Raw genomic sequence first — 20,173 nt, forward strand, 5'->3', positions numbered from 1 at the left:
AAGGAGTTTTACGTTCCGACTGCGTTGGAAGTGGTGCGCATTATAAGGGGATTCGAAACGGCGTCAACACCTATTTTCAAGAAAATCAGATATTTAGCCAAAACCCCAAAAAGCAAAGCGGGGAGGCCTGTCGGCCTCCCCGCTTCTTATATAGCTACGCAAGCGTAATCGTCACTCTGCCTTCAGCGTCACCCGAGCGAAGGCTTTCTTGCCAGCCTGACAAACGTGGGTGGCCCCGATTGCGAACATGAAGTCTCGCTCGACCACAGCGCCATCTACCTTCACCGCGCCACCGCTGAGCAGATCGCGCGCCTGCGCCGAGTTCTTCACCAGACCTGCACGATTCAGCACGGCAGCAATCGGCAGGCTTTCAGCGGCAACCACCTCGACCTCCGGCAGGTCTTCAGGAAGCTCACCCTCCTTCATGCGATTACCCGCCGCACGGTGCGCGTTGGCAGCAGCCTCCTCACCATGGAAGCGGGCAACGATCTCTTCCGCCAGCTTGATCTTGATGTCACGCGGGTTCGCACCATTGGCCACGTCAGCACGGAACTGGTCGATCTCTTCCATCGAGCGGAAGCTCAGCAGCTCGAAGTAACGCCACATCAGCGTATCCGGGATCGATACCAGCTTGCTGTACATCACCCCCGGCGCTTCCTGGATGCCGACATAGTTACCGAGCGACTTGGACATCTTCTTCACGCCATCCAGCCCTTCGAGCAGCGGCATGGTCACAATGTTCTGCGCCTCCTGGCCGTAGGCGCGCTGCAACTCGCGCCCCATCAGCAGGTTGAACTTCTGGTCGGTACCGCCAAGCTCGACGTCCGCCTTGAGCGCCACCGAGTCATAACCTTGCACGAGCGGGTAAAGAAACTCGTGGATGGCGATCGGCTGGTTGGTGGTATAGCGCTTGTCGAAATCATCACGCTCCAGCATGCGCGCCACGGTGTACTGCGATGCCAGGCGAATGAAGTCGGCCGGAGTCAGCTTGTCCATCCAGGTGGAGTTGAACGCCACCTCGGTCTTGGCCGGGTCGAGGATCTTGAACACCTGCTGCTTATACGTCTCGGCATTCTCCAGCACCTGCTCGCGCGTCAGCGGCGGGCGGGTGGCACTCTTACCGCTCGGATCGCCGATCATGCCGGTGAAGTCACCAATCAGGAAGATCACCTGGTGCCCCAGCTCCTGGAACTGGCGCAGCTTGTTGATCAGCACCGTGTGCCCCAGATGCAGATCGGGCGCCGTCGGGTCGAAGCCTGCCTTGATACGCAGAGGCTGGCCGCGCTTGAGCTTCTCAACCAGTTCCGACTCGACCAACACTTCTTCCGCACCGCGCTTGATAAGCGCCAGCTGCTCTTCAACCGACTTCATAGACAGACCCGCAAGGCTCAGATTCAAGGGGAGCCAACCATACAAGATCGGCCATCAAATACAAGTTTCGCAATGGAATGTGACCCGACAGGCGCCTTGCAGCGTCTACGCGCCCTTGCGCGAAAATGGATTTGGTTATATTTTATACAGTTATTTCATCTTCATCATGTCATTCATCTTTTCCATTTCACATTTTCAAAGTCTTTTTACCTATGACCAACGAAACGCCTAAAGCGCCTCCGCTTTATCCGAAAAGCCATCTGTTGGCCGCTAGCGGTATCGCCGCCCTGCTCAGCCTGGCCTTGCTGGTATTCCCTTCCAGTGAGGTGGAAGCCAAGAAAACCACCCTCAGCCTGGAGCTCGAAAGCCCGGCCGATCAACTCAAAGACCGCTCCGATGCAGCCGCGACGGACCAAGCCGAAGGTGATCAAGCTTCACCCTTCGCGCAGATCGAAGGTGCCGAGCCGGCCACCGAACAGGCGGACAGCCAAACGCAACCAGATGCCAAGCAGCCCGGCCACCGCGAAGTGACCGTCGCCAGCGGCGACACCCTGTCCACGCTGTTTGCCGAAGTCGGTCTGGCCCCCAGCGTCGTGCACGACGTGCTCGCCAGCAGCAAGCAGGCCAAGCAGTTCAGCCAGCTCAAGCACGGCCAGGTGCTGCAGTTCGAACTCGACAAGGATGGCCAACTGACCAGCCTGCAGAGCAAGGTCAGCAACCTTGAGACCATTCGCCTGAGCAAGACCGACAAGGGCTACAGCTTCGACCGCGAGATCAGCAAGCCCACTGTGCGCACTGCATATGCTCACGGCGTGATCAAGAGCTCGTTGTCGGCCTCCGCGCAGCGCGCCGGCCTGTCCCACAGCCTGACCATGGATATGGCCCGCGTGCTGGGCTACGACATCGACTTCGCTCAGGACATTCGCCAGGGCGACGAATTCGACGTGGTGTACGAACAGAAGGTCATGGACGGCAAGGTGGTCGGCACCGGCAACATTCTCTCTGCCCGCTTCACCAATCGCGGCAAGACCTACACGGCCGTGCGTTACACCAACAAGCAGGGCAATACCAGTTACTACACCGCCGACGGCAATAGTCTGCGCAAGGCCTTCATCCGCACACCGGTGGACTTCGCCCGCATCAGCTCGCGCTTCTCTGCTGGCCGCAAGCACCCCATTCTCAACAAGATCCGCGCCCACAAAGGTGTGGACTACGCTGCACCTCGCGGCACCCCGATCAAAGCCGCCGGCGATGGCCGCATCGAGCTGGCCGGCCGCCGTGGTGGCTATGGAAACACCGTGATCATTGCCCATGGTAACCGCTATAAAACCTTGTACGGCCACATGCAGGGCTTCGCCAAAGGCATCAAGACCGGCACCACCGTGAAGCAGGGCCAGATCATCGGCTATATCGGCACCACCGGCTTGTCCACCGGCCCACACCTGCACTACGAGTTCCAGGTCAACGGCGTGCATGTCGATCCGCTGAGCCAGAAGGTGCCAATGGCCGACCCGATTGCAAAAGCCGAACGTCAGCGTTTCCTGCAGCAGAGCAAACCGCTGATCGCACGCATGGATCAGGAAAAGGCCACGCTTCTCGCCGCGAACAAGCGCTGAAACCATGGCGCTCTATCTGGGGGTGATGTCCGGCACCAGCCTCGATGGTCTCGATATCGCCCTGATCGAACAGGGCGAGCAGCCCAGCCTGCTCGCCACCCACTACCTGCCGATGCCCAGCGAGCTCCGTCAGCGCCTGTTGAGCCTGTGCGCCAGCGGTCCTGACGAAATTGCCCGTGCGGCGTTGGCAGAAAACCACTGGGCTACCCTAGCCGCCGAAGGTATTCGGACACTCCTTGCAACCCAAGGTCTGGACTCGGGCGCCATTCGTGCCATTGGCAGTCACGGCCAAACCATCCGCCACGAGCCCGCCCAGGGCTTCACCGTCCAGATCGGCAACCCCGCCCTGCTCGCCGAGCTGACCGGCATCAGCGTGGTGGCCGACTTCCGTCGCCGCGACGTCGCCGCAGGTGGACAAGGCGCTCCCCTTGTACCCGCTTTCCACGAGACCTTGTTCGGTCATCTGGGGCAGCGCTTGGCGGTGCTCAATGTAGGTGGATTCAGCAACCTCAGTCTGATCGCCTGCGATGCGCCAGTGCATGGCTTCGATTGCGGCCCGGGCAATGTGCTGATGGATGCCTGGATCGAGCAGCAGCGCGGCCTGCGCTATGACGCCGACGGCGCTTGGGCGGCAACTGGGCAGGTGATCGATGAATTGCTCGCCGCGATGCTGGGCGACCCATTCTTTTCCGGCGCCGGGCCCAAGAGTACTGGCCGCGAGGTGTTCAATCTGCCCTGGCTGCAGAGTCACCTGTCCCGCCTGCCCAGCTATCGTGATGAGGACGTCCAGGCCACGCTGCTCGAGCTGACCGCACGCAGCATCATCGAATCCTTACGCAACGCTCAGCAGGACACCGAGGCGTTGTTGGTCTGCGGTGGCGGTGCGCGCAACGGCACCTTGATGGCCCGCCTGGCTGCGTTGCTGCCCGACGCTCAGGTTGCCAGCACCGCCGCCCATGGCGTGGACCCGGACTGGGTCGAAGGCATGGCGTTTGCCTGGCTCGCACATTGCTGCCTTGAAGGCATCCCCGCTAACCGCCCGAGCGTCACCGCCGCCAGAGGGTTGCGCATTCTCGGCGCGATCTACCCTGCCTAACCCAGCCGCCACAATGCAAAACGCCGCGCAAATGCGCGGCGTTTTGCTACCTGCTGTTCTCAGATCGAGAACGAGGAACCGCAACCGCAAGTGGTGGTGGCGTTCGGGTTCTTGATCACGAAACGCGACCCTTCCAGACCTTCCTGATAATCCACCTCGGCGCCAGCCAGGTACTGGAAGCTCATGGGGTCGACCACCAGCGATACGCCTTCGCGCTCGACGATGGTGTCGTCTTCGGCCACGTCCTCATCGAAGGTGAAGCCATACTGGAAGCCCGAGCAGCCGCCGCCTGTCACGAATACACGCAACTTCAGACGATCATTGCCTTCCTCGGTGACCAGGGTCTTCACCTTTTGTGCAGCCCCTTGGGTGAATTCAAGAACCGTGGGGGTGAAGGTTTCGACGCTCATGCTGATTCTCCCGGCGTTGGTGCCGCCATAAAACTCGATGACGCGCATTATCCGCTTCCCCGAGAAAAATGGTCAAGAATTGTGCGGCTTTAGTCTGTGCCAAGAAAAAGGCCCGCACGGGGCGGGCCTTGGTGACCACCAGACAATTACGGCAGCAGGCCGGCGTGGGAAAGGCCCATGCGTTCGTCCAGACCGAACAGGATGTTGAGGTTCTGCACCGCCTGCCCGGATGCACCCTTGACGAGGTTGTCGATGACCGACAGGACCACCACCAGGTCGCCGCCCTGCGGGCGATGCACGGCAATACGGCAAACGTTGGCACCGCGCACACTGCGGGTTTCCGGATGGCTGCCAGCGGGCATCACATCGACGAACGGTTCGTCAGCGTAGCGCTTCTCGAACAATGCCTGCAGGTCGACCGAGGTGTCGGCGACCGTCGCGTACAGAGTGGCATGGATACCACGAATCATGGGGGTCAGGTGTGGCACGAAGGTCAGGCCGATGTCCTTGCCTGCAGCCAGGCGCAGGCCCTGGCTGATCTCCGGCAGGTGGCGGTGGCCCTTGACGGCATAGGCCTTCATGCTCTCGCCTGCTTCACAGAACAGCGAACCGACGGCTGCGCCCCGACCTGCACCACTGACACCCGACTTGCAGTCGGCGATCAGGCGCGAAGCATCCGCCAGCCCAGCTTCGAGCAAAGGCAGGAAGCCCAGCTGGGTAGCGGTGGGGTAGCAACCCGGCACGGCAATCAGGCGCGCCTGGCGAATTTTTTCGCGGTTCACCTCCGGCAGACCATACACGGCATCCTTGAGCAACTCCGGTGCACCATGGGGCTGACCGTACCATTTGCCCCACTCGGTGGCATCCTGCAGACGGAAATCTGCCGACAGGTCGATCACCTTGGTGCCCGCCGCCAGCAACTCGCCGGCCAAAGCGTGGGCGACACCGTGCGGGGTGGCGAAGAACACCACGTCGCAGGCCGCCAGGGTCTTGCTGTCCGGGACGCTGAAGGCCAGGCCGTCGTAGTGGCCGCGCAGGTTCGGGTACATGTCGGCTACCGCCACGCCCGCCTCGGAGCGCGAGGTGATGACCGCAACTTCTGCCTGCGGATGCTGTGCCAGCAGACGCAACAGTTCGACACCGGTGTAACCCGTGCCGCCGACGATACCGACCTTGATCATGACGCTTGCCCCTTTTTGACGAACCCACTGGAAAGCGCACGATAATAGGGGGCCGTGGCTCCTGTAACAACTCTTCAGGTGTCCCTTGGCACGCTTGACCACTACTATCTGACGACCGTGAATCCTGAAGGAACTCCCTCCATGCTCTATCTGTGGATAAAAGCCCTGCACATCGTCAGTGTCGTCTGCTGGTTCGCCGGCCTGTTCTACCTGCCGCGCCTGTTCGTCTACCACGCACAGAGCGAGGACAAGGTCAGCCAGGAGCGCTTCATGGTCATGGAGCGCAAGTTGCTGCGTGGCATCATGAATCCGGCCATGGTCGCCACTTATGTGTTCGGCGCCTGGATGCTCTACCTCACTCCTGGCTGGCTGAGTCAGGGCTGGCTGCACGCCAAGTTGACCCTGGTGATCCTGCTGACCGGCTATCACCACATGTGCAGTGCCCAGCGCAAACGCTTCGCCGCCGGCACCAATACCCGCAGTCACGTGTACTACCGCTGGTTCAACGAGGTGCCGGTAGTGTTCCTGCTGGCAATCGTCATCCTGGTGGTGGTCAAACCGTTCTAGCCCCTGCGAAGGCTGAAACGAAAGGCAACACTTCGGTCTGTCACGCGCTGTACACTACCTGCCCTCATCCGCCGCCAGGAGCCTTGCATGACCCGTTACGCCATGATCACCGGTGCTTCCAGCGGCTTGGGCCTGGCACTGGCGGAAGCCTTGGCGCGGCGCGGGCGCAACCTGATCCTGGTGGCACGCCATCGGGAAACCCTGGAGCCGGTGGCCATCGAGCTCAGCCAACGCTTCGGCGTAGAAGTGCTGCTGCGCGCCTGCGACCTCAGTCAACCGCTGCGGCTTTCCGGATTCGTACTGGAGCTTGAGGAAGGCGAGCGGCGCATCGACTTGCTGGTCAATTGCGCGGGGCAGCGCACCTATGGGCCGTTCCTGGCCCATGAGTGGGCTGATGAGCAGGACTTGCTGGAGGTCGATATCCTGGCCCTGAGCCGCCTATGCCACGCCATCGGCAACCTGATGGCGATCCAGGGGGGCGGGCAGATTCTCAACGTCGCCGGTCTCGCCGCCGTGGCGCCGGGTCCCTGGATGGCCACCTATGCGGCCAGCAAAGCTTATGTGATGAGTTTCTCCCAGGCCTTGCGCGAAGAGCTCAAGCGCACAGGCATCAAGGTCTCGGTACTGTGCCCCGGCCCGGTGCGCTCGGCACGGCGACCGATCCCACGGCTCGATGGCGGCAGCCGCTGCCTGAGCCCCGAGGAAGTCGCACTGCACGCTGTGCGCGCACTGGACCGCAACCGTGCGGTGATCATCCCCGGCCGGCGTAACCGCTGGCTGGCGTTCGCTCCGCGCCTGCTGCCGGCGTGGCTGGTGCGCAAGCTGGCCGGCGTCATCCATCGCCGCTATTGCCCGGTTGGAATGGAATAGCCACTGGGCGAGCGGCACCGGGCTGAGTACACTCGGCCCGGACCCTCACCATGGAGCAAGTGCTGTGGACGATTTATTCATCAAGATCATCAACCGGGAAATCCCGGCGAAGATCATCTACGAGGACGACCAGGTTCTGGCCTTCCACGACATCGCCCCCCAGGCGCCGGTGCACTTTCTGGTCATCCCGAAAAAGCACATCCGCACCCTCAACGACCTGACCGAAGACGACAAGGGGCTGGCGGGCCACATCCTGTTCACCGCCCAACGCCTGGCCAAGGAACTCGGCTGCGAGGACGGTTTCCGTGTGGTCATGAACTGCAACGAACAAGGTGGGCAAACCGTCTACCACATTCACATGCATGTGCTCGGCCAACGTCAAATGCACTGGCCGCCGGGCTGATCCAGAGCAGGCGACCCCGCATCGATTGCGTTAAACTGTCGGGCACATTCTTGCGGAGGTGCCCGATGGCTACCGAACGTCACTACTCGCCGCTCGACCGCTTGTTGCTGCAGGCCGATACCGCCATGCGCACCTTGCTGCCCTTCAGCGGCCAACCTTCCCGCCCTTCCCCCGCCGTCATCCAGCCGGACACCGATTTGGACGAGGCGCAGGCCCGTCATATTGCCGGTCTGATGCGCATCAACCATACCGGCGAAGTCTGTGCCCAGGCGCTGTATCAGGGCCAGGCCCTGACCGCCAAGCTGCCCGAGGTGCGCAAAGCCATGGAGCATGCCGCCGAAGAAGAAATCGACCACCTGGCCTGGTGCGAGCAGCGTATCCGTCAGCTCAACAGCCACCCGAGCGTGCTCAATCCGCTGTTTTACGGTATGTCGTTCGGTATCGGTGCCTTGGCCGGACTGGTCAGCGACAAGGTCAGCCTGGGCTTCGTCGCCGCCACCGAACACCAGGTGTGCAAACACCTGGACGAGCACCTCGAGCAGATCCCGCACGAGGACGAGAAGTCCCGGGCGATCCTCGAGCAGATGCGAGTGGACGAAGAGCAACACGCCGAGTCGGCCCTCGAAGCCGGTGGATACCGTTTTCCGGCCCCAGTGCGCTTTGGCATGAGCCTGCTGGCCAAGGTCATGACCAAGAGCACTTACCGCATCTGAGGACGTCATGACGGATCGCTTCGACGCCAAGGACCTGGCGCGCGCGGTGCAGGCCGGGATTCTCCAGCCCGGCCAGGATCATGCCCTGCTCGCGTTCCTGCGCCAACAACCGGCGGCACGTGGCAGCCTGCAACTGGCCCACGCCGCTTTCTACTTCGGCGCCTTGCTGATCATGGGTGCCATGGGCTGGCTGCTCACCGAAGCCTGGATGCGCGTCGGCGACTGGGCACTGCTGGCGATCGCCGTACTCTATATCTTCTTACTCACAGGCTTCGCCCTGAACCTGCAGCGGCGCGGCCAGGCCGTCGCCGCTGGCGTACTGGCGGCCGTAGCCGTCAGCATCGTGCCGCTGGCCGTGTTCGCGGTCGAACGGCTGCTGGGCTGGTGGCCACTGGAAGATGCACAGTCGAGCTACCACGATTACTACGCTTACATCCGTGGCGCCTGGCTGCTGATGGAGGCGGCGACCGTGGTGGCCGGGCTGCTCATGCTGAGACTGGTTCCCTATCCGTTCATCGCCATGCCGATCGCCGTGGCCTTGTGGTTCATGTCGATGGACTTGAGTGAGTGGATCTACGGCGCGCCTTTCACCTGGGAGCAGCGGCGCACGGTGTCATTGTGGTTTGGCCTGGGCCTGCTGGCCGTCATGCTGCTGGTGGATGGCCGCACGCGCCAGGACTATGCGCACTGGGGCTATCTGGCCGGGTTGATGGCGTTCTGGGGTGGCTTGACCTTGATGGACAGCGACAGCGAGTTGGGCAAAGCCTTCTACTGCCTGATCAACCTCGGCTTGATGGCGATGGCCATCGTGTTGCGCCGCCCGGTATTCATGGTCTTCGGCGCGTTAGGGATCGCTGCGTACCTGGGCTACCTGGCTTACGAGGTATTCGCCGACTCGCTGTTGTTCCCCGTGGTGCTGACCTTGATCGGCCTGGGGGTGATCGGTCTTGGACTGGCATATCAGAAACGCCGCGACCACCTGAGTCGCTCGGCCCGAGAGCGCCTGCCCCGGTGGTTGCTGACGGCACTACCGGCGTTACGCGACTGAGCACCGTCTGGGCGACGAGGCCGCCCAGGCGTGTTGAGTTCAACCCAGTTCGACGATCTCGTAGCCGTGGGTGATTTCCACCCCGGCGCGCTCGAGCATGATCGACGCCGAGCAGTACTTCTCCGCCGACAGTTCCACTGCGCGCTTGACCTGGGCTTCTTTGAGCCCGCGCCCTTTCACCACGAAATTCATGTGGATCTTGGTGAATACCTTCGGATCCTCGCTGGCACGCTCCGCTTCGAGGAAGGCCTCGCAGCTTTCCACCGCCTGGCGCGACTTCTTCAGGATACTGACGACGTCGAAACTGCTGCAGCCACCCAGGCCGAGCAGCAGCATTTCCATCGGACGCACGCCCAGGTTACGACCACCGGATTCGGGTGGGCCATCCATCACGACGACATGGCCGCTCCCCGACTCGCCGAGGAACATCGCTTCGCCGGCCCACTGGATGCGTGCCTTCATCTATCCATACTCCTGAAATTCGGAAAAGGGTGTCAGCTTACGGCTTGTGCAGCCGTCGGAAAAGCTCAAGACGCTGCGCTTTTGTGCTTAAACACCCACAGTGTCTGATAAGCTGGCGCCAATCGACTGGCGCGTTCCTGCCAGATAGCTGCTAACAAGACTCCCCGTCGCATCGAACAGGATTTCGTGATGGTTGCCTCTGCCCTTCCCGCCAAGATCAAGAATATCGACAAGCTGCTGGTGCACTGCCAGCGTCGGCGCTATGTCGCCAAGAGCAACATCATCTGCGCCGGTGACCGGGCCGATACATTGTCGTTCATCCTCAAGGGTTCGGTGACCATCCTCATCGAGGACGACGAAGGTCATGAAATGATCATCGCCTACCTCAACAGCGGCGACTTCTTCGGCGAACTGGGCTTGTTCGAGCCAGCCGGCAGCGACCAGCAGCGTAGCGCCTGGGTACGCGCCAAGACCGAGTGCGAAGTGGCCGAGATCAGCTACGACAAGTTTCGCGAACTGGCGCGCCAGGACCCGGAGATTCTCTACGCACTTGGCAGCCAGATGGCCCAGCGCCTGCGCAACACCACGCGCAAGGTCGGCGATCTGGCGTTCTTCGATGTCACTGGCCGCGTCGCCCGCTGCTTGCTCGACCTGTGCAAGCAGCCCGATGCCATGACTCACCCCGACGGCATGCAGATCAAGATCACCCGTCAGGAAATCGGCCGTATCGTTGGCTGTTCGCGGGAAATGGTCGGTCGCGTCCTCAAGGATCTCGAGGAGCGCAGCCTGGTGCAGGTCAAGGGCAAGACCATGGTGGTCTACGGCACCCGCTAATCCCTGGGCAGCGCCGCCAATACCTCGCCGTAGGCGCGGGACAAACGCTCGAACCACGGTACTTGGGGCGCCACCTCATGCAGGGCAATATGGCTGTCGGCGCGGCATCGCTGTTCAAGGCCACAGCATTCGTTGAAGCGATTGACCGCCGCCACCATCGACTCACGCTCGTTGTCCAGCAACAACGCGCCATGCACCAGCACCACCGGACGCTTGCCTCCCAGACCCTGACGCCAGCGCTGAGCCGTACCCACCAGCTTGCGACCATTGAGATTGACGTTGTAGCGGCCATCGCAGAAAGCACCGTCGATCTCACCTACCGACGCCACCCCACCCCATTCGCGCAATACATCGCACAGCGGCAGACACAGCCGTTCGTAGGCGTTCTCGATACGACCATGGTCCCCTTCGCTGCGTGGTGCCACATACACCAGTGCCACGTTCACCGTCGCATGCGACTGAGGCACCGGTTCGCCACCGGTTTCGCGCAGCAGGACCGGCCAGCCGGCGATTGCCAACTCCGCGCAGGCGGTTTCGAAGTTGTCCAGGCGGCTCATACGCCGGGGCATGACCAGGGCATGGTCGATGGGACGCCAGAACAGCACGCCGGCTTCGCGTTCGCCACGGCAGACGGCGGCGAGCAGCTCCTGTTCGGCGTGCAAGCCTTGTTCGACGGTCAGGGCCAGGGGTTGATCGGTCATTGATTGGGCCACCTATGATGTTGGCGCCACCGGCCACTTTCGCGGGCAAGCCCGCTCCTACAGGGACGGTGCTGGAATCCAGAGGTATGAAAAAGCCGGCACAAGGCCGGCTTCGGTTCGATCAGTCCAAGGACTGAACGGTCTTCTTCACCAGTTCCGGGAAGAACAACCGCTGCAGTTCCAGCCCCGGCTGTTCGGCCCGCATGAACGCCTCACCGACCAGGAACGAGTAAACGTCATTGATTGCCATCAGCTCGACATCGGCGCGGTTGAGAATACCGCTTTCGGTGATGGCCAAACGGTCGCGCGGGATACGAGGCAGCAGATCGAGGGTGGTTTCCAGGCTGACGTCGAAGGTGTGCAGGTTGCGGTTGTTGACTCCGACCAATGGCGTGTCGAGGGTCTTCAAGGCCCGCTCCAGCTCATCGCCATCGTGCACTTCGACCAGCACGTCGAGGCCGACGTCCTTGGCCGTGGCGGCCAGCTCGGCCATTTTCACATCGTCCAGGGCCGAAACGATCAGCAACACGCAGTCGGCGCCCAAGGCCCGGGCCTCGACGATCTGGTAGGGGTCGACCATGAAGTCCTTGCGGATCACCGGCAGCGCAACCGCAGCGCGCGCCTGCTGCAGGTACTCGTCAGCACCCTGGAAGTAGTCCACATCGGTCAACACCGACAGGCAGGTCGCCCCGCCTTTTTCGTAACTGACGGCAATCTCCGCGGGTACGAAGTTCTCGCGAATGACACCCTTGCTCGGCGACGCCTTCTTGATCTCGGCGATGACCGCAGGCTGCTTGCGCTTGGCCTGTTCGATCAGGGCATTGGCGAAGCCTCGTGGCGCATCGGCCGCTTTGGCCAGACGCTCCAGCTCGGCCAGGCTGACCCGTGCACTGCGCTCGGCCACTTCCTGGAACTTGCGGGCAATGATCCTCTCCAGCACCGTCGGTACACTCATGCTTCGTTCTCCACCTTGAATACCGCGGTAAATGCACCCAGCTCCTGCAGCTTTTCCCAGGCCAACCCGGTGTGCAACACGTCGTGCGCCAGTTCGACACCCCCCTTGAGGCTCATCGCGTGGTCAGCGGCGTACAACGCAGCACCGGCATTGAGCACGATCATTTCGGCGGCTTTCTGGCCATTCTCGGTCTTGCGTCGGCCCAACGCATCGCGAATCAACTCCAGCGACGCCTGCGGGCCCTCGACCGCCAGGCCGTGCAGGCTCTGGCTCTTGATGCCGAGATCTTCCGGCTCGACCCAGTACTCGAGGATCTCACCGTTCTTCAGTTCGGCTACATAGGTCGGCGCGGCCAGGCTGAACTCGTCCAGACCATCCTTGGAGTGCACCACCAGCACGTGCTTGCTGCCCAGGCGCTGCAGCACCTCCGCCAGAGGCCGGCACAGCGCCTGGGTGAACACGCCGACCACCTGATGTTTCACACCGGCCGGGTTCGTAAGCGGGCCGAGCATGTTGAACAGGGTACGCAGGCCCAGGTCACGGCGCGGGCCTGCGGCATGTTTCATCGCCGAGTGATGGCTCTGGGCGAACATGAAGCCGATACCCAGGCTGTCGATGCAGCGGGCGACCTGGGTTGGCGTCAGGTTCAGGTAGATACCGGCGGCTTCCAGCAGGTCGGCGCTGCCGCTTTTGCCGGACACCGCACGGTTGCCATGCTTGGCCACGGTGCAACCGGCAGCGGCGAGGACGAACGATGAAGCGGTGGAGACATTGAAGATGTTGGCGCCATCGCCACCGGTGCCGACGATGTCGACCACCCCATCGAGGGTGTTCAGCTCGACCTTGTCGGCCAGCTCACGCATCACCGACACCGCACCGACGATCTCATCGATGCTCTCGCTCTTCATGCGCATACCCATCAGGAAGGCGCCGATCTGCGCCTCGCTGCACTGGCCGGTCATGATCTGACGCATGACATCGCGCATTTCCTCGGTAGACAGGTCCAGGTGGCCGACGATTCGACTCAACGCGGTCTTGATATCCATGTTCGATCCTTAGCGGAGGCCGCCGGTCTGTTTGAGGAAATTGGCGAACAGCTCGTGGCCCTGTTCGGTGAGGATCGATTCTGGGTGGAACTGCACCCCTTCGATGTTCAAGGTCTTGTGACGCAGGCCCATGATCTCGTCGACCGAGCCGTCTTCCAGGGCTGTCCAGGCGGTGACTTCCAGGCAGTCGGGCAGGGTCTCGCGCTTGACCACCAGCGAATGATAGCGGGTCACGGTCAGCGGGTTGTTCAGGCCGCTGAAGACACCCAGGTCGCGGTGATGCACCGGACTGGTCTTGCCATGCATCACCTGGCGGGCACGGACCACGTCACCACCGAAGGCCTGGCCGATGGACTGATGGCCCAGGCACACACCCAGAATCGGCAACTTGCCGGCGAAGTGCAGGATGGCTTCGATGGAAACGCCCGCTTCGCTCGGCGTGCACGGGCCCGGCGAGACGACGATGCGCTCGGGATTAAGGGCTTCGATTTGGGCGATGGTCATTTCGTCGTTGCGAATGACCTTGACCTCGGCACCCAGCTCGCCCAGGTACTGGACGACGTTGTAAGTGAATGAGTCGTAATTGTCGATCATCAGTAACATCGGGTTAAACCTCTTGAATCTACTGACTTCAGAATTCGAACCTTCCTGCACCCGCCACAGGCGCGGCTTTGCCACAAAAGCGTGGTAGACAGAAAGGCAAACGGGGGCGGGCCGGACGGGCCGGCAGGGGATAAAGTCAGGCGCGCCAACGCCAACGGGCGTGGGCCTTGATTACGCGCATCAAGAGTTTACTGACGATCAACACAGGATAGGTCTCGCTCATACGTCGTGGCACAGTAGCCTACCGGGGCGGCGGGCGCAATATGCCTGCAAACACGGGGAAACGAATGGACTTGGGAGGGATGCACGGCGATTTGTTAAGGTCGATCGGGCAGTCCTTCATAAAAACAAAGAAAAGGATGTTCTCCGATGCGAAAAGCCCCGTTTTTGCGCTTTACCCTCGCCTCATTGGCCTTGGCCTGCAGCCAGGTATTCGCCGCACCCTCGCCCTACTCCACGCTGATCGTGTTTGGCGACAGCCTCAGCGACGCCGGGCAGTTTCCCAACGTGCTAGGCAGCTCACCGGCCATGCGATTCACCAACCGCGATGCCAATGGCAACTATGCGCCGGTGTCGCCGATGATCCTGGGTGGGCGACTGGGGGTAAGTCCGAATGACTTGAACCCTTCCACCTCAGTGGCCATTCAGCCCGACGGCAACAACTGGGCAGTAGGCGGTTACACCACTCAGCAGATCCTGGATTCGATCACCGATACCTCCAAGACGGTCATCCCGCCAGGGCGCCTCGGTGCCGGGCTGGTACTGCGTGAAAAACCGGGCTACCTGGCCAATAGCCTGCGTGCTGATCCGAACGCACTGTACTATCTGACCGGCGGCGGCAATGCCTTTCTGCAAGGCCTGGTGAATAGCCCAGCCGACGCTGTGGCCGCAGGTGCCCGTCTGGCCGCCAGCGCCCAGGCCCTGCAGCAAGGCGGCGCCCGCTATATCATGGTCTGGCTGCTGCCCGACCTTGGCCAAACGCCCAATTTCAGCGGTACACCACAGCAGAATCCGCTGTCGTTGCTGTCCGGTGCGTTCAACCAGTCGTTGCTCGGCCAATTGGGGCAGATCGATGCCGAAATCATCCCACTGAACATCCCTTTGCTGCTGAGCGAAGCGCTGGCCAGCCCGAGCCAGTTCGGCCTGGCCAGCGACCAGAACCAGGTCGGTAGCTGTTACAGCGGCGAAGGCTGCGTGGAAAACCCGGTGTATGGCATCAACGGCCCCACGCCTGACCCGACCAAACTGCTGTTCAACGACTCGGTGCACCCAACCATCGCTGGCCAGCAACTGATCGCCGATTACGCTTATTCGATCATCGCGGCCCCCTGGGAACTGACCCTGCTACCCGAAATGGCCCACGCCAGCCTGCGCGCCCACCAGGACGAACTGCGCAACCAGTGGCAAACCCCCTGGCAAGCGGTTGGCCAATGGCAGGCCTTCGTCGCCACCGGCGCCCAGGACCTGGACTTCGACGGCCAGCGCAGCGCAGCCAGCGGCGATGGCCGTGGCTACAACCTGACCCTGGGCGGCAGCTACCGCTTGAACGATGCCTGGCGCGTAGGCCTGGCCGGTGGCGCCTACCGACAGAAGTTGGAAGCCGGCGAAAATGACTCGGACTACAAGCTGAACAGTTACTTGGCCAGCGCATTCGCCCAATACCGCCAGGACCGCTGGTGGGCCGATGCCGCACTGACGGCTGGGCACTTGGACTACAGCAACCTCAAACGCACCTTTGCTCTGGGCGTGAATGAGCGCAGCGAAAAGGGCGATACCGATGGCGAGGCCTGGGCGATGTCGGGACGACTGGGCTACAACCTGGCGAGCGAAGGCAGCACTTGGCAGTTGGCACCGTTCATCAGCGCCGACTATGCACGGGTGAAGGTCGACGGCTATGACGAGAAAAGCGCGCGCTCTACGGCGCTAGGCTTCGATGACCAGGAGCGTACCTCACGCCGCCTGGGGGTAGGGTTGCTGGGCAGTGTGCAGGTGCTGCCGAGTACCCGGCTGTTCGCCGAGATCGCGCAGGAACATGAGTTCGAGGATGACCAGCAGGATGTGACGATGCACCTGACAAGCTTGCCGGCGAATGACTTCACTCTGACCGGCTACACGCCACACAGCGACTTGACCCGGGCAAGCCTGGGGGTGAGCCATGAAGTGGTAGCGGGGGTGCACTTGCGCGGGAATTATAACTGGCGCAAGAGCGATGAGTTGACGCAGCAAGGGGTGAGTTTGGGGGTTAGTGTCGACTTCTGAATTGCGGGGCTGCAAAGCAGCCCCAATCCATTTATTTGGCCGAAGTCTGCTCAGCCAGCGCCACAGCCCGGAACATCGCCCGACGTTTGTTGATGGTCTCTTCCCACTCCGCTGCGGGCACCGAATCGGCGACGATGCCGCCACCGGCCTGCACGTGCAGTTCGCCGTCCTTGATAACCGCGGTACGGATGGCAATCGCCGTGTCCATGTTGCCGTTCCAGGCGAAATAACCGACTGCGCCCCCGTAAACGCCGCGCTTGACTGGCTCGAGCTCGTCGATGATCTCCATGGCGCGAATCTTCGGAGCCCCCGACAAAGTGCCGGCCGGCAGGATCGCCCGCAGGGCGTCCATGGCGGTCAGGCCTTCGCGCAGTTGGCCAGTGACGTTGGAAACGATGTGCATCACGTTCGAGTAACGCTCGATGACCATCTTCTCGGTCAGGCGCACGCTACCGGTGGACGAGACCCGGCCAACGTCGTTGCGACCCAGGTCGATCAGCATCAGGTGCTCGGCGATCTCCTTGTCGTCCGACAGCAGGTCGTCCTCCAACGCCCGGTCTGCTTCCTCGTTGGCGCCGCGCGGGCGGGTGCCGGCGATCGGGCGCACGGTGACCAGGTTGTCTTCCACCCGTACCAGCACCTCCGGCGAGCTGCCGACCACATGGAAGTCGCCGAAGTTGAAGAAGTACATGTAGGGTGTGGGGTTGAAGCAGCGCAGTGCCCGATACAGGTCGATCGGCGCAGCCTTGAAGTCGATCGACATACGTTGCGACGGCACCACCTGCATGCAGTCGCCGGCCAGGATGTATTCCTTGATACGCCCTACCGCATTCTCGTAATCGTCGCGGGTATAGCTGGAGCGGAATTCCGGCTCGGCGGCCATCGGGCCGCTCAGGTCCAGGCCACGGCGCGGGGTGATCGGCTGGCGGAGTTTCTCCAGCAGGCCCTGCAGGCGCGCTTGACCGTTCTCGAAGGCCTGCTCCTCGGCGGGATCGACGAGGACGATGGCGTGCATCTTACCGGCCAGATTATCGAACACCACCACCGCGTCGGAAACCATCAACAGGATGTCCGGCACGCCCAAAGGGTCCGGATTCGGGCTGGCGCCCAAGCGTTTTTCCACGTAGCGCACACAGTCATAGCCGAAGTAACCGACCAAACCGCCGTTGAAGCGTGGCAAGCCAGGAATATCTGCGACCTCGTAGCGATCTTTGAAGGTTTCGACGAACGCGAGCGGGTCCTCGACGTCGTGGCTTTCCACCTCGACGCCATCCTGCAGGATGCTGACGTGATAGCCGTGGACACGCATCACGGTGCGCGACGGCAGGCCGATCATCGAATAACGCCCCCACTTCTCGCCGCCCTGGACGGACTCGAGGAGATAGGAATTGGCTTGATCGGCCAGCTTCAGGTAGATCGACAGCGGGGTATCGAAGTCGGCCAGGGTTTCGCAGGCCAGGGGAATGCGGTTATAGCCGGCAGCGGCCAGGCGCAGGAATTCTTCGCGGGTCATGGGTAGCCTCGTGGCAAGCAGCAATAGAGTCGGGCAAGCGGACGGGCCGGCGGGCGCCGGCGGGCAAAAGTCAGGCGCGCCAGCGCCAACGGGCCAGGGCCTTGATGACTTTCATCCAGAACTTGCCAGTTACCGCCACGGTGGACTCTCTGTCTTGTGAGGCTTGAAGATCCGCCAACGTTATCCCAGTGGCGGCATCTAAGCAACCAGGCAACAGCGCCCGCAGATCGTCGACCACCAGGCTCGGCGCTTCGTCGCTGATCGGCCGGCCATGGTTATAGCCGTAGCTCAGGCCCACACACTGTACGCCTGCGGCTTTGGCAGCCAGTACATCGCTGCGCGAATCGCCGACGAACAGCGATTGTGTGGGGCTCACGCCGGCCATCTGCATGACGAACAACAATGCAGCGGGATCGGGTTTTTTTTGTGGCAGCGTGTCTCCGCCAATGATCCAGCGGAAATAGCGACCAAGCTTCATCTGATCGAGCAGCGGGCCGACGAATCGTTCCGGCTTGTTGGTGATCAGCGCCATCTCTACGCCTCGCTTGCGCAGCCACGCCAAGGTGTCCTTGACCCCAGGGTAGACCTGGGTCAGTTCGTGGCTCTCGGCATAGGCCTCCATGAACAAGGCCAGGCCCTGTTCAGCCAGGGCATCGTCCACATCATCATGCTCGATGGCGCCGGCCAGGGCTCGGCGCACCAGGACCTGGGCGCCATTGCCTACCCAATGGCGCACGGCCTCGAGGCCAGCAGGCGGTCGCCCCAGTTCGAGCAGCATGCGGTCCACGGCGGCGGCAAGGTCCGGTACCGAGTCGATCAGGGTACCGTCCAGATCGAACATCACCAGCCTGGGCAGCGTCCCCGGGAACAGCTGCTCGAAGCCGCTCATGGGCGGGCCTGGGCCAGTTCGGCGCGCATCTTGGCGATCACCTCCTGGTAGTCCGGGGCGTTGAAGATGGCCGAGCCGGCGACGAAGGTGTCGGCACCGGCGGCGGCGATCTCACGGATATTGTTGACGTTGACGCCACCGTCGATCTCCAGACGGATGTCGCGCCCGCTGGCGTCGATCAGAGCCCGCGCCTCGCGCAGCTTGTCGAGAGTCCCGGGGATGAATTTCTGTCCACCGAAGCCAGGGTTGACGCTCATCAGCAGGACCATGTCGACCTTGTCCATCACGTACTTCAGCGCATCCAGACTGGTTGCCGGGTTGAATACCAGGCCGGCCTTGCAGCCGCCGTCGCGGATCAACTGCAGCGAGCGGTCGATGTGCTGCGAGGCTTCCGGGTGAAAGGTGATGTAGGTGGCACCGGCTTCGATGAAATCGCCGATGATGCGATCAACCGGACTGACCATCAGGTGCACATCGATCGGTGCGGTGACGCCGTACTTGCGCAGCGCGCTGCAGACCATCGGACCAATGGTCAGGTTGGGTACGTAGTGGTTGTCCATCACGTCGAAGTGCACGATGTCGGCGCCGGCGGCCAGCACCTTGTCGACGTCCTCACCCAAGCGGGCGAAGTCGGCAGAGAGAATGGAGGGGGCAATAGCGTAGGGCTGCATGGCGCACCTGTTGGGCAAGAATCACGGTGGCGCGCATTGTAACTCAGGGAAACCGATCAGGGCTGATTGGCATCAATGGGTGTCTACCAACGGACGATACCTGCCCCGCCAAGGGGCTGGGGCAGGCAGCAGGTCGTCACCCCGGCTGCTGGGTGCGCAACTTCTCGCTACGCCCGCGCAACCACTCCAGGGTCAGCAACAACACCACCGAGAACGCGATCAGCAAGGTCGCGGCTGCGGCAATCGTCGGGCTCAGGTTCTCGCGAATGCCGCTGAACATCTGCCGCGGCAGGGTCGCCTGCTCCGGGCCGGCGAGGAACAGCGTCACCACCACCTCATCGAAGGAAGTGGCGAAGGCGAACAGCGCACCGGAAATCACCCCAGGCGCGATCAATGGCAACGTCACCCGACGGAAGGTCAGCAGCGGTGAAGCGCCCAGGCTTGCCGCGGCTCGCACCAGGTTGTAATTGAAGCCCTGCAGGGTGGCCGAGACGGTGATGATGACGAACGGCACGCCCAGCACCGCATGCACCAGAATCAACGAGATGAAACTGTTGCCCAGCCCCAGCGGGGCGAAGAACAGGTAGCTGGCAACGCCAATGATCACCACCGGCACCACCATCGGCGAAATGACCAGCGCCATCACCAGCGACTTGCCGGGAAAATCGCCTCGGGTCAGGCCGATCGCCGCGAGCGTACCGAACACCATGGCCAACGCAGTGGCCGCCGGGGCGACGATGATGCTGTTCCTCAGCGCCCGCATCCATTCGGCCGAGGCGAAGAAGTCGTGGTACCACTGCATCGAAAAGCCCTGCAGCGGATAGACCAGGAAGCTGCCGCCATTGAACGACAACGGCACGATGACCAGGACCGGCAATACCAGGAATAGCAGGATCAGGCCGCAGAGGATGCGCAGGCTGTAATACCAGACTCGCTCCACAGGCGACATGTATGGGCTCAGCATG

The 20,173-nt window shown here is 62.2% G+C and carries 21 protein-coding genes; 9 read left to right on the forward strand and 12 right to left on the reverse strand.

Going from position 1 to position 20,173, the window contains the following annotated elements; translation table 11 throughout:
- Window positions 1–171: 171 nt before the first annotated feature.
- The gene (gene tyrS / locus E2H86_RS09975) at window positions 172–1,371 is read right to left on the reverse strand and encodes a tyrosine--tRNA ligase (protein ID WP_133327234.1); all 1,200 of its coding nucleotides are present in this window, start codon (window positions 1,369–1,371) and stop codon (window positions 172–174) included.
- Window positions 1,372–1,583: 212 nt separating this feature from the next.
- On the opposite strand from tyrS, the gene E2H86_RS09980 reads away from it, so the two are divergent.
- Complete coding sequence (locus E2H86_RS09980) at window positions 1,584–2,987, forward strand: peptidoglycan DD-metalloendopeptidase family protein (RefSeq protein WP_133327236.1); 1,404 nt, start codon at window positions 1,584–1,586, stop codon at window positions 2,985–2,987.
- A gap of 4 nt (window positions 2,988–2,991) precedes the next feature.
- On the forward strand, window positions 2,992–4,083 hold the full coding sequence (locus E2H86_RS09985) for an anhydro-N-acetylmuramic acid kinase (RefSeq protein ID WP_133327238.1): 1,092 nt from the start codon (window positions 2,992–2,994) through the stop codon (window positions 4,081–4,083).
- A 59-nt stretch (window positions 4,084–4,142) separates the two neighbouring features.
- On the opposite strand, the gene erpA is transcribed toward E2H86_RS09985, so the two are convergent.
- Window positions 4,143–4,493: an iron-sulfur cluster insertion protein ErpA gene (gene erpA, locus E2H86_RS09990; protein ID WP_133327240.1), complete on the reverse strand. Its 351-nt coding sequence runs from the start codon at window positions 4,491–4,493 to the stop codon at window positions 4,143–4,145.
- A gap of 146 nt (window positions 4,494–4,639) precedes the next feature.
- Window positions 4,640–5,674: an N-acetyl-gamma-glutamyl-phosphate reductase gene (gene argC / locus E2H86_RS09995; protein WP_133327242.1), complete on the reverse strand. Its 1,035-nt coding sequence runs from the start codon at window positions 5,672–5,674 to the stop codon at window positions 4,640–4,642.
- Between the two features lie 141 nt (window positions 5,675–5,815).
- On the opposite strand from argC, the gene hemJ reads away from it, so the two are divergent.
- The 5 genes from hemJ (at window position 5,816) to E2H86_RS10020 (ending at window position 9,275) form a co-directional block, all read left to right on the forward strand.
- On the forward strand, window positions 5,816–6,241 hold the full coding sequence (gene hemJ / locus E2H86_RS10000; RefSeq protein WP_133327243.1) for a protoporphyrinogen oxidase HemJ: 426 nt from the start codon (window positions 5,816–5,818) through the stop codon (window positions 6,239–6,241).
- 87 nt (window positions 6,242–6,328) lie between these two features.
- Entirely contained in the window at window positions 6,329–7,111 is a 783-nt protein-coding gene (locus E2H86_RS10005; RefSeq protein WP_133327245.1) for an SDR family NAD(P)-dependent oxidoreductase, read from the forward strand.
- Between the two features lie 64 nt (window positions 7,112–7,175).
- On the forward strand, window positions 7,176–7,514 hold the full coding sequence (locus E2H86_RS10010; protein ID WP_133327247.1) for a histidine triad nucleotide-binding protein: 339 nt from the start codon (window positions 7,176–7,178) through the stop codon (window positions 7,512–7,514).
- 65 nt (window positions 7,515–7,579) lie between these two features.
- Window positions 7,580–8,227 carry a 2-polyprenyl-3-methyl-6-methoxy-1,4-benzoquinone monooxygenase gene (gene coq7, locus E2H86_RS10015; protein WP_133327249.1) on the forward strand — a complete coding sequence of 216 codons (648 nt, stop codon included), beginning with the start codon at window positions 7,580–7,582 and terminating at the stop codon, window positions 8,225–8,227.
- A gap of 7 nt (window positions 8,228–8,234) precedes the next feature.
- Complete coding sequence (locus tag E2H86_RS10020; RefSeq protein WP_133327251.1) at window positions 8,235–9,275, forward strand: DUF2157 domain-containing protein; 1,041 nt, start codon at window positions 8,235–8,237, stop codon at window positions 9,273–9,275.
- Window positions 9,276–9,314: 39 nt separating this feature from the next.
- On the opposite strand, the gene E2H86_RS10025 is transcribed toward E2H86_RS10020, so the two are convergent.
- Complete coding sequence (locus E2H86_RS10025; protein WP_003255523.1) at window positions 9,315–9,737, reverse strand: OsmC family protein; 423 nt, start codon at window positions 9,735–9,737, stop codon at window positions 9,315–9,317.
- 189 nt (window positions 9,738–9,926) lie between these two features.
- Here E2H86_RS10025 and crp point away from each other — a divergent pair, with 189 nt between their 5' ends.
- Window positions 9,927–10,571, forward strand: a complete 645-nt coding sequence (gene crp / locus E2H86_RS10030) for a cAMP-activated global transcriptional regulator CRP (protein ID WP_133327253.1) — start codon at window positions 9,927–9,929, stop codon at window positions 10,569–10,571.
- Here crp and E2H86_RS10035 read toward each other — a convergent pair.
- The 4 genes from E2H86_RS10035 to E2H86_RS10050 form a co-directional block, all read right to left on the reverse strand.
- Window positions 10,568–11,272, reverse strand: coding sequence for a lipoate--protein ligase family protein (locus tag E2H86_RS10035; RefSeq protein ID WP_133327255.1), 705 nt, complete (start codon window positions 11,270–11,272; stop codon window positions 10,568–10,570). The genes crp and E2H86_RS10035 overlap by 4 nt on opposite strands.
- A gap of 121 nt (window positions 11,273–11,393) precedes the next feature.
- The gene (gene trpC / locus E2H86_RS10040) at window positions 11,394–12,227 is read right to left on the reverse strand and encodes an indole-3-glycerol phosphate synthase TrpC (RefSeq protein WP_133327257.1); all 834 of its coding nucleotides are present in this window, start codon (window positions 12,225–12,227) and stop codon (window positions 11,394–11,396) included.
- Window positions 12,224–13,273: an anthranilate phosphoribosyltransferase gene (trpD, locus tag E2H86_RS10045; RefSeq protein ID WP_133327259.1), complete on the reverse strand. Its 1,050-nt coding sequence runs from the start codon at window positions 13,271–13,273 to the stop codon at window positions 12,224–12,226. Before trpD ends, trpC begins: the two co-directional genes overlap by 4 nt.
- Window positions 13,274–13,282: 9 nt before the next feature.
- The gene (locus E2H86_RS10050; protein ID WP_133327261.1) at window positions 13,283–13,876 is read right to left on the reverse strand and encodes an aminodeoxychorismate/anthranilate synthase component II; all 594 of its coding nucleotides are present in this window, start codon (window positions 13,874–13,876) and stop codon (window positions 13,283–13,285) included.
- A 369-nt stretch (window positions 13,877–14,245) separates the two neighbouring features.
- Between E2H86_RS10050 and estP the strand changes: the two genes are divergently transcribed.
- On the forward strand, window positions 14,246–16,135 hold the full coding sequence (gene estP / locus E2H86_RS10055) for an esterase EstP (RefSeq protein WP_133327263.1): 1,890 nt from the start codon (window positions 14,246–14,248) through the stop codon (window positions 16,133–16,135).
- Window positions 16,136–16,166: 31 nt separating this feature from the next.
- Here the strand turns inward: estP and trpE are convergent, their stop codons facing one another.
- The 4 genes from trpE to E2H86_RS10075 all read right to left on the reverse strand — a co-directional run bounded on the left by trpE (window position 16,167) and on the right by E2H86_RS10075 (window position 20,172).
- Window positions 16,167–17,648: an anthranilate synthase component I gene (trpE, locus tag E2H86_RS10060; protein WP_133327265.1), complete on the reverse strand. Its 1,482-nt coding sequence runs from the start codon at window positions 17,646–17,648 to the stop codon at window positions 16,167–16,169.
- Window positions 17,649–17,718: 70 nt separating this feature from the next.
- The gene (locus E2H86_RS10065) at window positions 17,719–18,537 is read right to left on the reverse strand and encodes a phosphoglycolate phosphatase (protein ID WP_133327267.1); all 819 of its coding nucleotides are present in this window, start codon (window positions 18,535–18,537) and stop codon (window positions 17,719–17,721) included.
- Complete coding sequence (gene rpe, locus E2H86_RS10070; protein ID WP_133327269.1) at window positions 18,534–19,208, reverse strand: ribulose-phosphate 3-epimerase; 675 nt, start codon at window positions 19,206–19,208, stop codon at window positions 18,534–18,536. The genes E2H86_RS10065 and rpe overlap by 4 nt, the downstream gene beginning before the upstream one ends.
- Window positions 19,209–19,344: 136 nt before the next feature.
- Entirely contained in the window at window positions 19,345–20,172 is an 828-nt protein-coding gene (locus E2H86_RS10075) for an ABC transporter permease (RefSeq protein ID WP_133327271.1), read from the reverse strand.
- Window position 20,173: the final 1 nt, after the last annotated feature.

The sequence above is a fragment of the Pseudomonas putida genome, assembly GCF_004357765.1.
Classification (GTDB): Bacteria; Pseudomonadota; Gammaproteobacteria; order Pseudomonadales; family Pseudomonadaceae; genus Aquipseudomonas; species Aquipseudomonas putida_U.

What these genes read in the sequence shown, in the direction of transcription:
- tyrS (WP_133327234.1), bottom strand. Translation starts at nt 1,371, where the DNA reads ATGAAGTCGGTTGAAGAGCAGCTGGCGCTTATCAAGCGCGGTGCGGAA.
- E2H86_RS09980 (WP_133327236.1), top strand. Translation starts at nt 1,584, where the DNA reads ATGACCAACGAAACGCCTAAAGCGCCTCCGCTTTATCCGAAAAGCCAT.
- E2H86_RS09985 (WP_133327238.1), top strand. Translation starts at nt 2,992, where the DNA reads ATGGCGCTCTATCTGGGGGTGATGTCCGGCACCAGCCTCGATGGTCTC.
- erpA (WP_133327240.1), bottom strand. Translation starts at nt 4,493, where the DNA reads ATGAGCGTCGAAACCTTCACCCCCACGGTTCTTGAATTCACCCAAGGG.
- argC (WP_133327242.1), bottom strand. Translation starts at nt 5,674, where the DNA reads ATGATCAAGGTCGGTATCGTCGGCGGCACGGGTTACACCGGTGTCGAA.
- hemJ (WP_133327243.1), top strand. Translation starts at nt 5,816, where the DNA reads ATGCTCTATCTGTGGATAAAAGCCCTGCACATCGTCAGTGTCGTCTGC.
- E2H86_RS10005 (WP_133327245.1), top strand. Translation starts at nt 6,329, where the DNA reads ATGACCCGTTACGCCATGATCACCGGTGCTTCCAGCGGCTTGGGCCTG.
- coq7 (WP_133327249.1), top strand. Translation starts at nt 7,580, where the DNA reads ATGGCTACCGAACGTCACTACTCGCCGCTCGACCGCTTGTTGCTGCAG.
- E2H86_RS10020 (WP_133327251.1), top strand. Translation starts at nt 8,235, where the DNA reads ATGACGGATCGCTTCGACGCCAAGGACCTGGCGCGCGCGGTGCAGGCC.
- E2H86_RS10025 (WP_003255523.1), bottom strand. Translation starts at nt 9,737, where the DNA reads ATGAAGGCACGCATCCAGTGGGCCGGCGAAGCGATGTTCCTCGGCGAG.
- crp (WP_133327253.1), top strand. Translation starts at nt 9,927, where the DNA reads ATGGTTGCCTCTGCCCTTCCCGCCAAGATCAAGAATATCGACAAGCTG.
- E2H86_RS10035 (WP_133327255.1), bottom strand. Translation starts at nt 11,272, where the DNA reads ATGACCGATCAACCCCTGGCCCTGACCGTCGAACAAGGCTTGCACGCC.
- trpC (WP_133327257.1), bottom strand. Translation starts at nt 12,227, where the DNA reads ATGAGTGTACCGACGGTGCTGGAGAGGATCATTGCCCGCAAGTTCCAG.
- trpD (WP_133327259.1), bottom strand. Translation starts at nt 13,273, where the DNA reads ATGGATATCAAGACCGCGTTGAGTCGAATCGTCGGCCACCTGGACCTG.
- E2H86_RS10050 (WP_133327261.1), bottom strand. Translation starts at nt 13,876, where the DNA reads ATGTTACTGATGATCGACAATTACGACTCATTCACTTACAACGTCGTC.
- estP (WP_133327263.1), top strand. Translation starts at nt 14,246, where the DNA reads ATGCGAAAAGCCCCGTTTTTGCGCTTTACCCTCGCCTCATTGGCCTTG.
- trpE (WP_133327265.1), bottom strand. Translation starts at nt 17,648, where the DNA reads ATGACCCGCGAAGAATTCCTGCGCCTGGCCGCTGCCGGCTATAACCGC.
- E2H86_RS10065 (WP_133327267.1), bottom strand. Translation starts at nt 18,537, where the DNA reads ATGAGCGGCTTCGAGCAGCTGTTCCCGGGGACGCTGCCCAGGCTGGTG.
- rpe (WP_133327269.1), bottom strand. Translation starts at nt 19,208, where the DNA reads ATGCAGCCCTACGCTATTGCCCCCTCCATTCTCTCTGCCGACTTCGCC.
- E2H86_RS10075 (WP_133327271.1), bottom strand. Translation starts at nt 20,172, where the DNA reads ATGCTGAGCCCATACATGTCGCCTGTGGAGCGAGTCTGGTATTACAGC.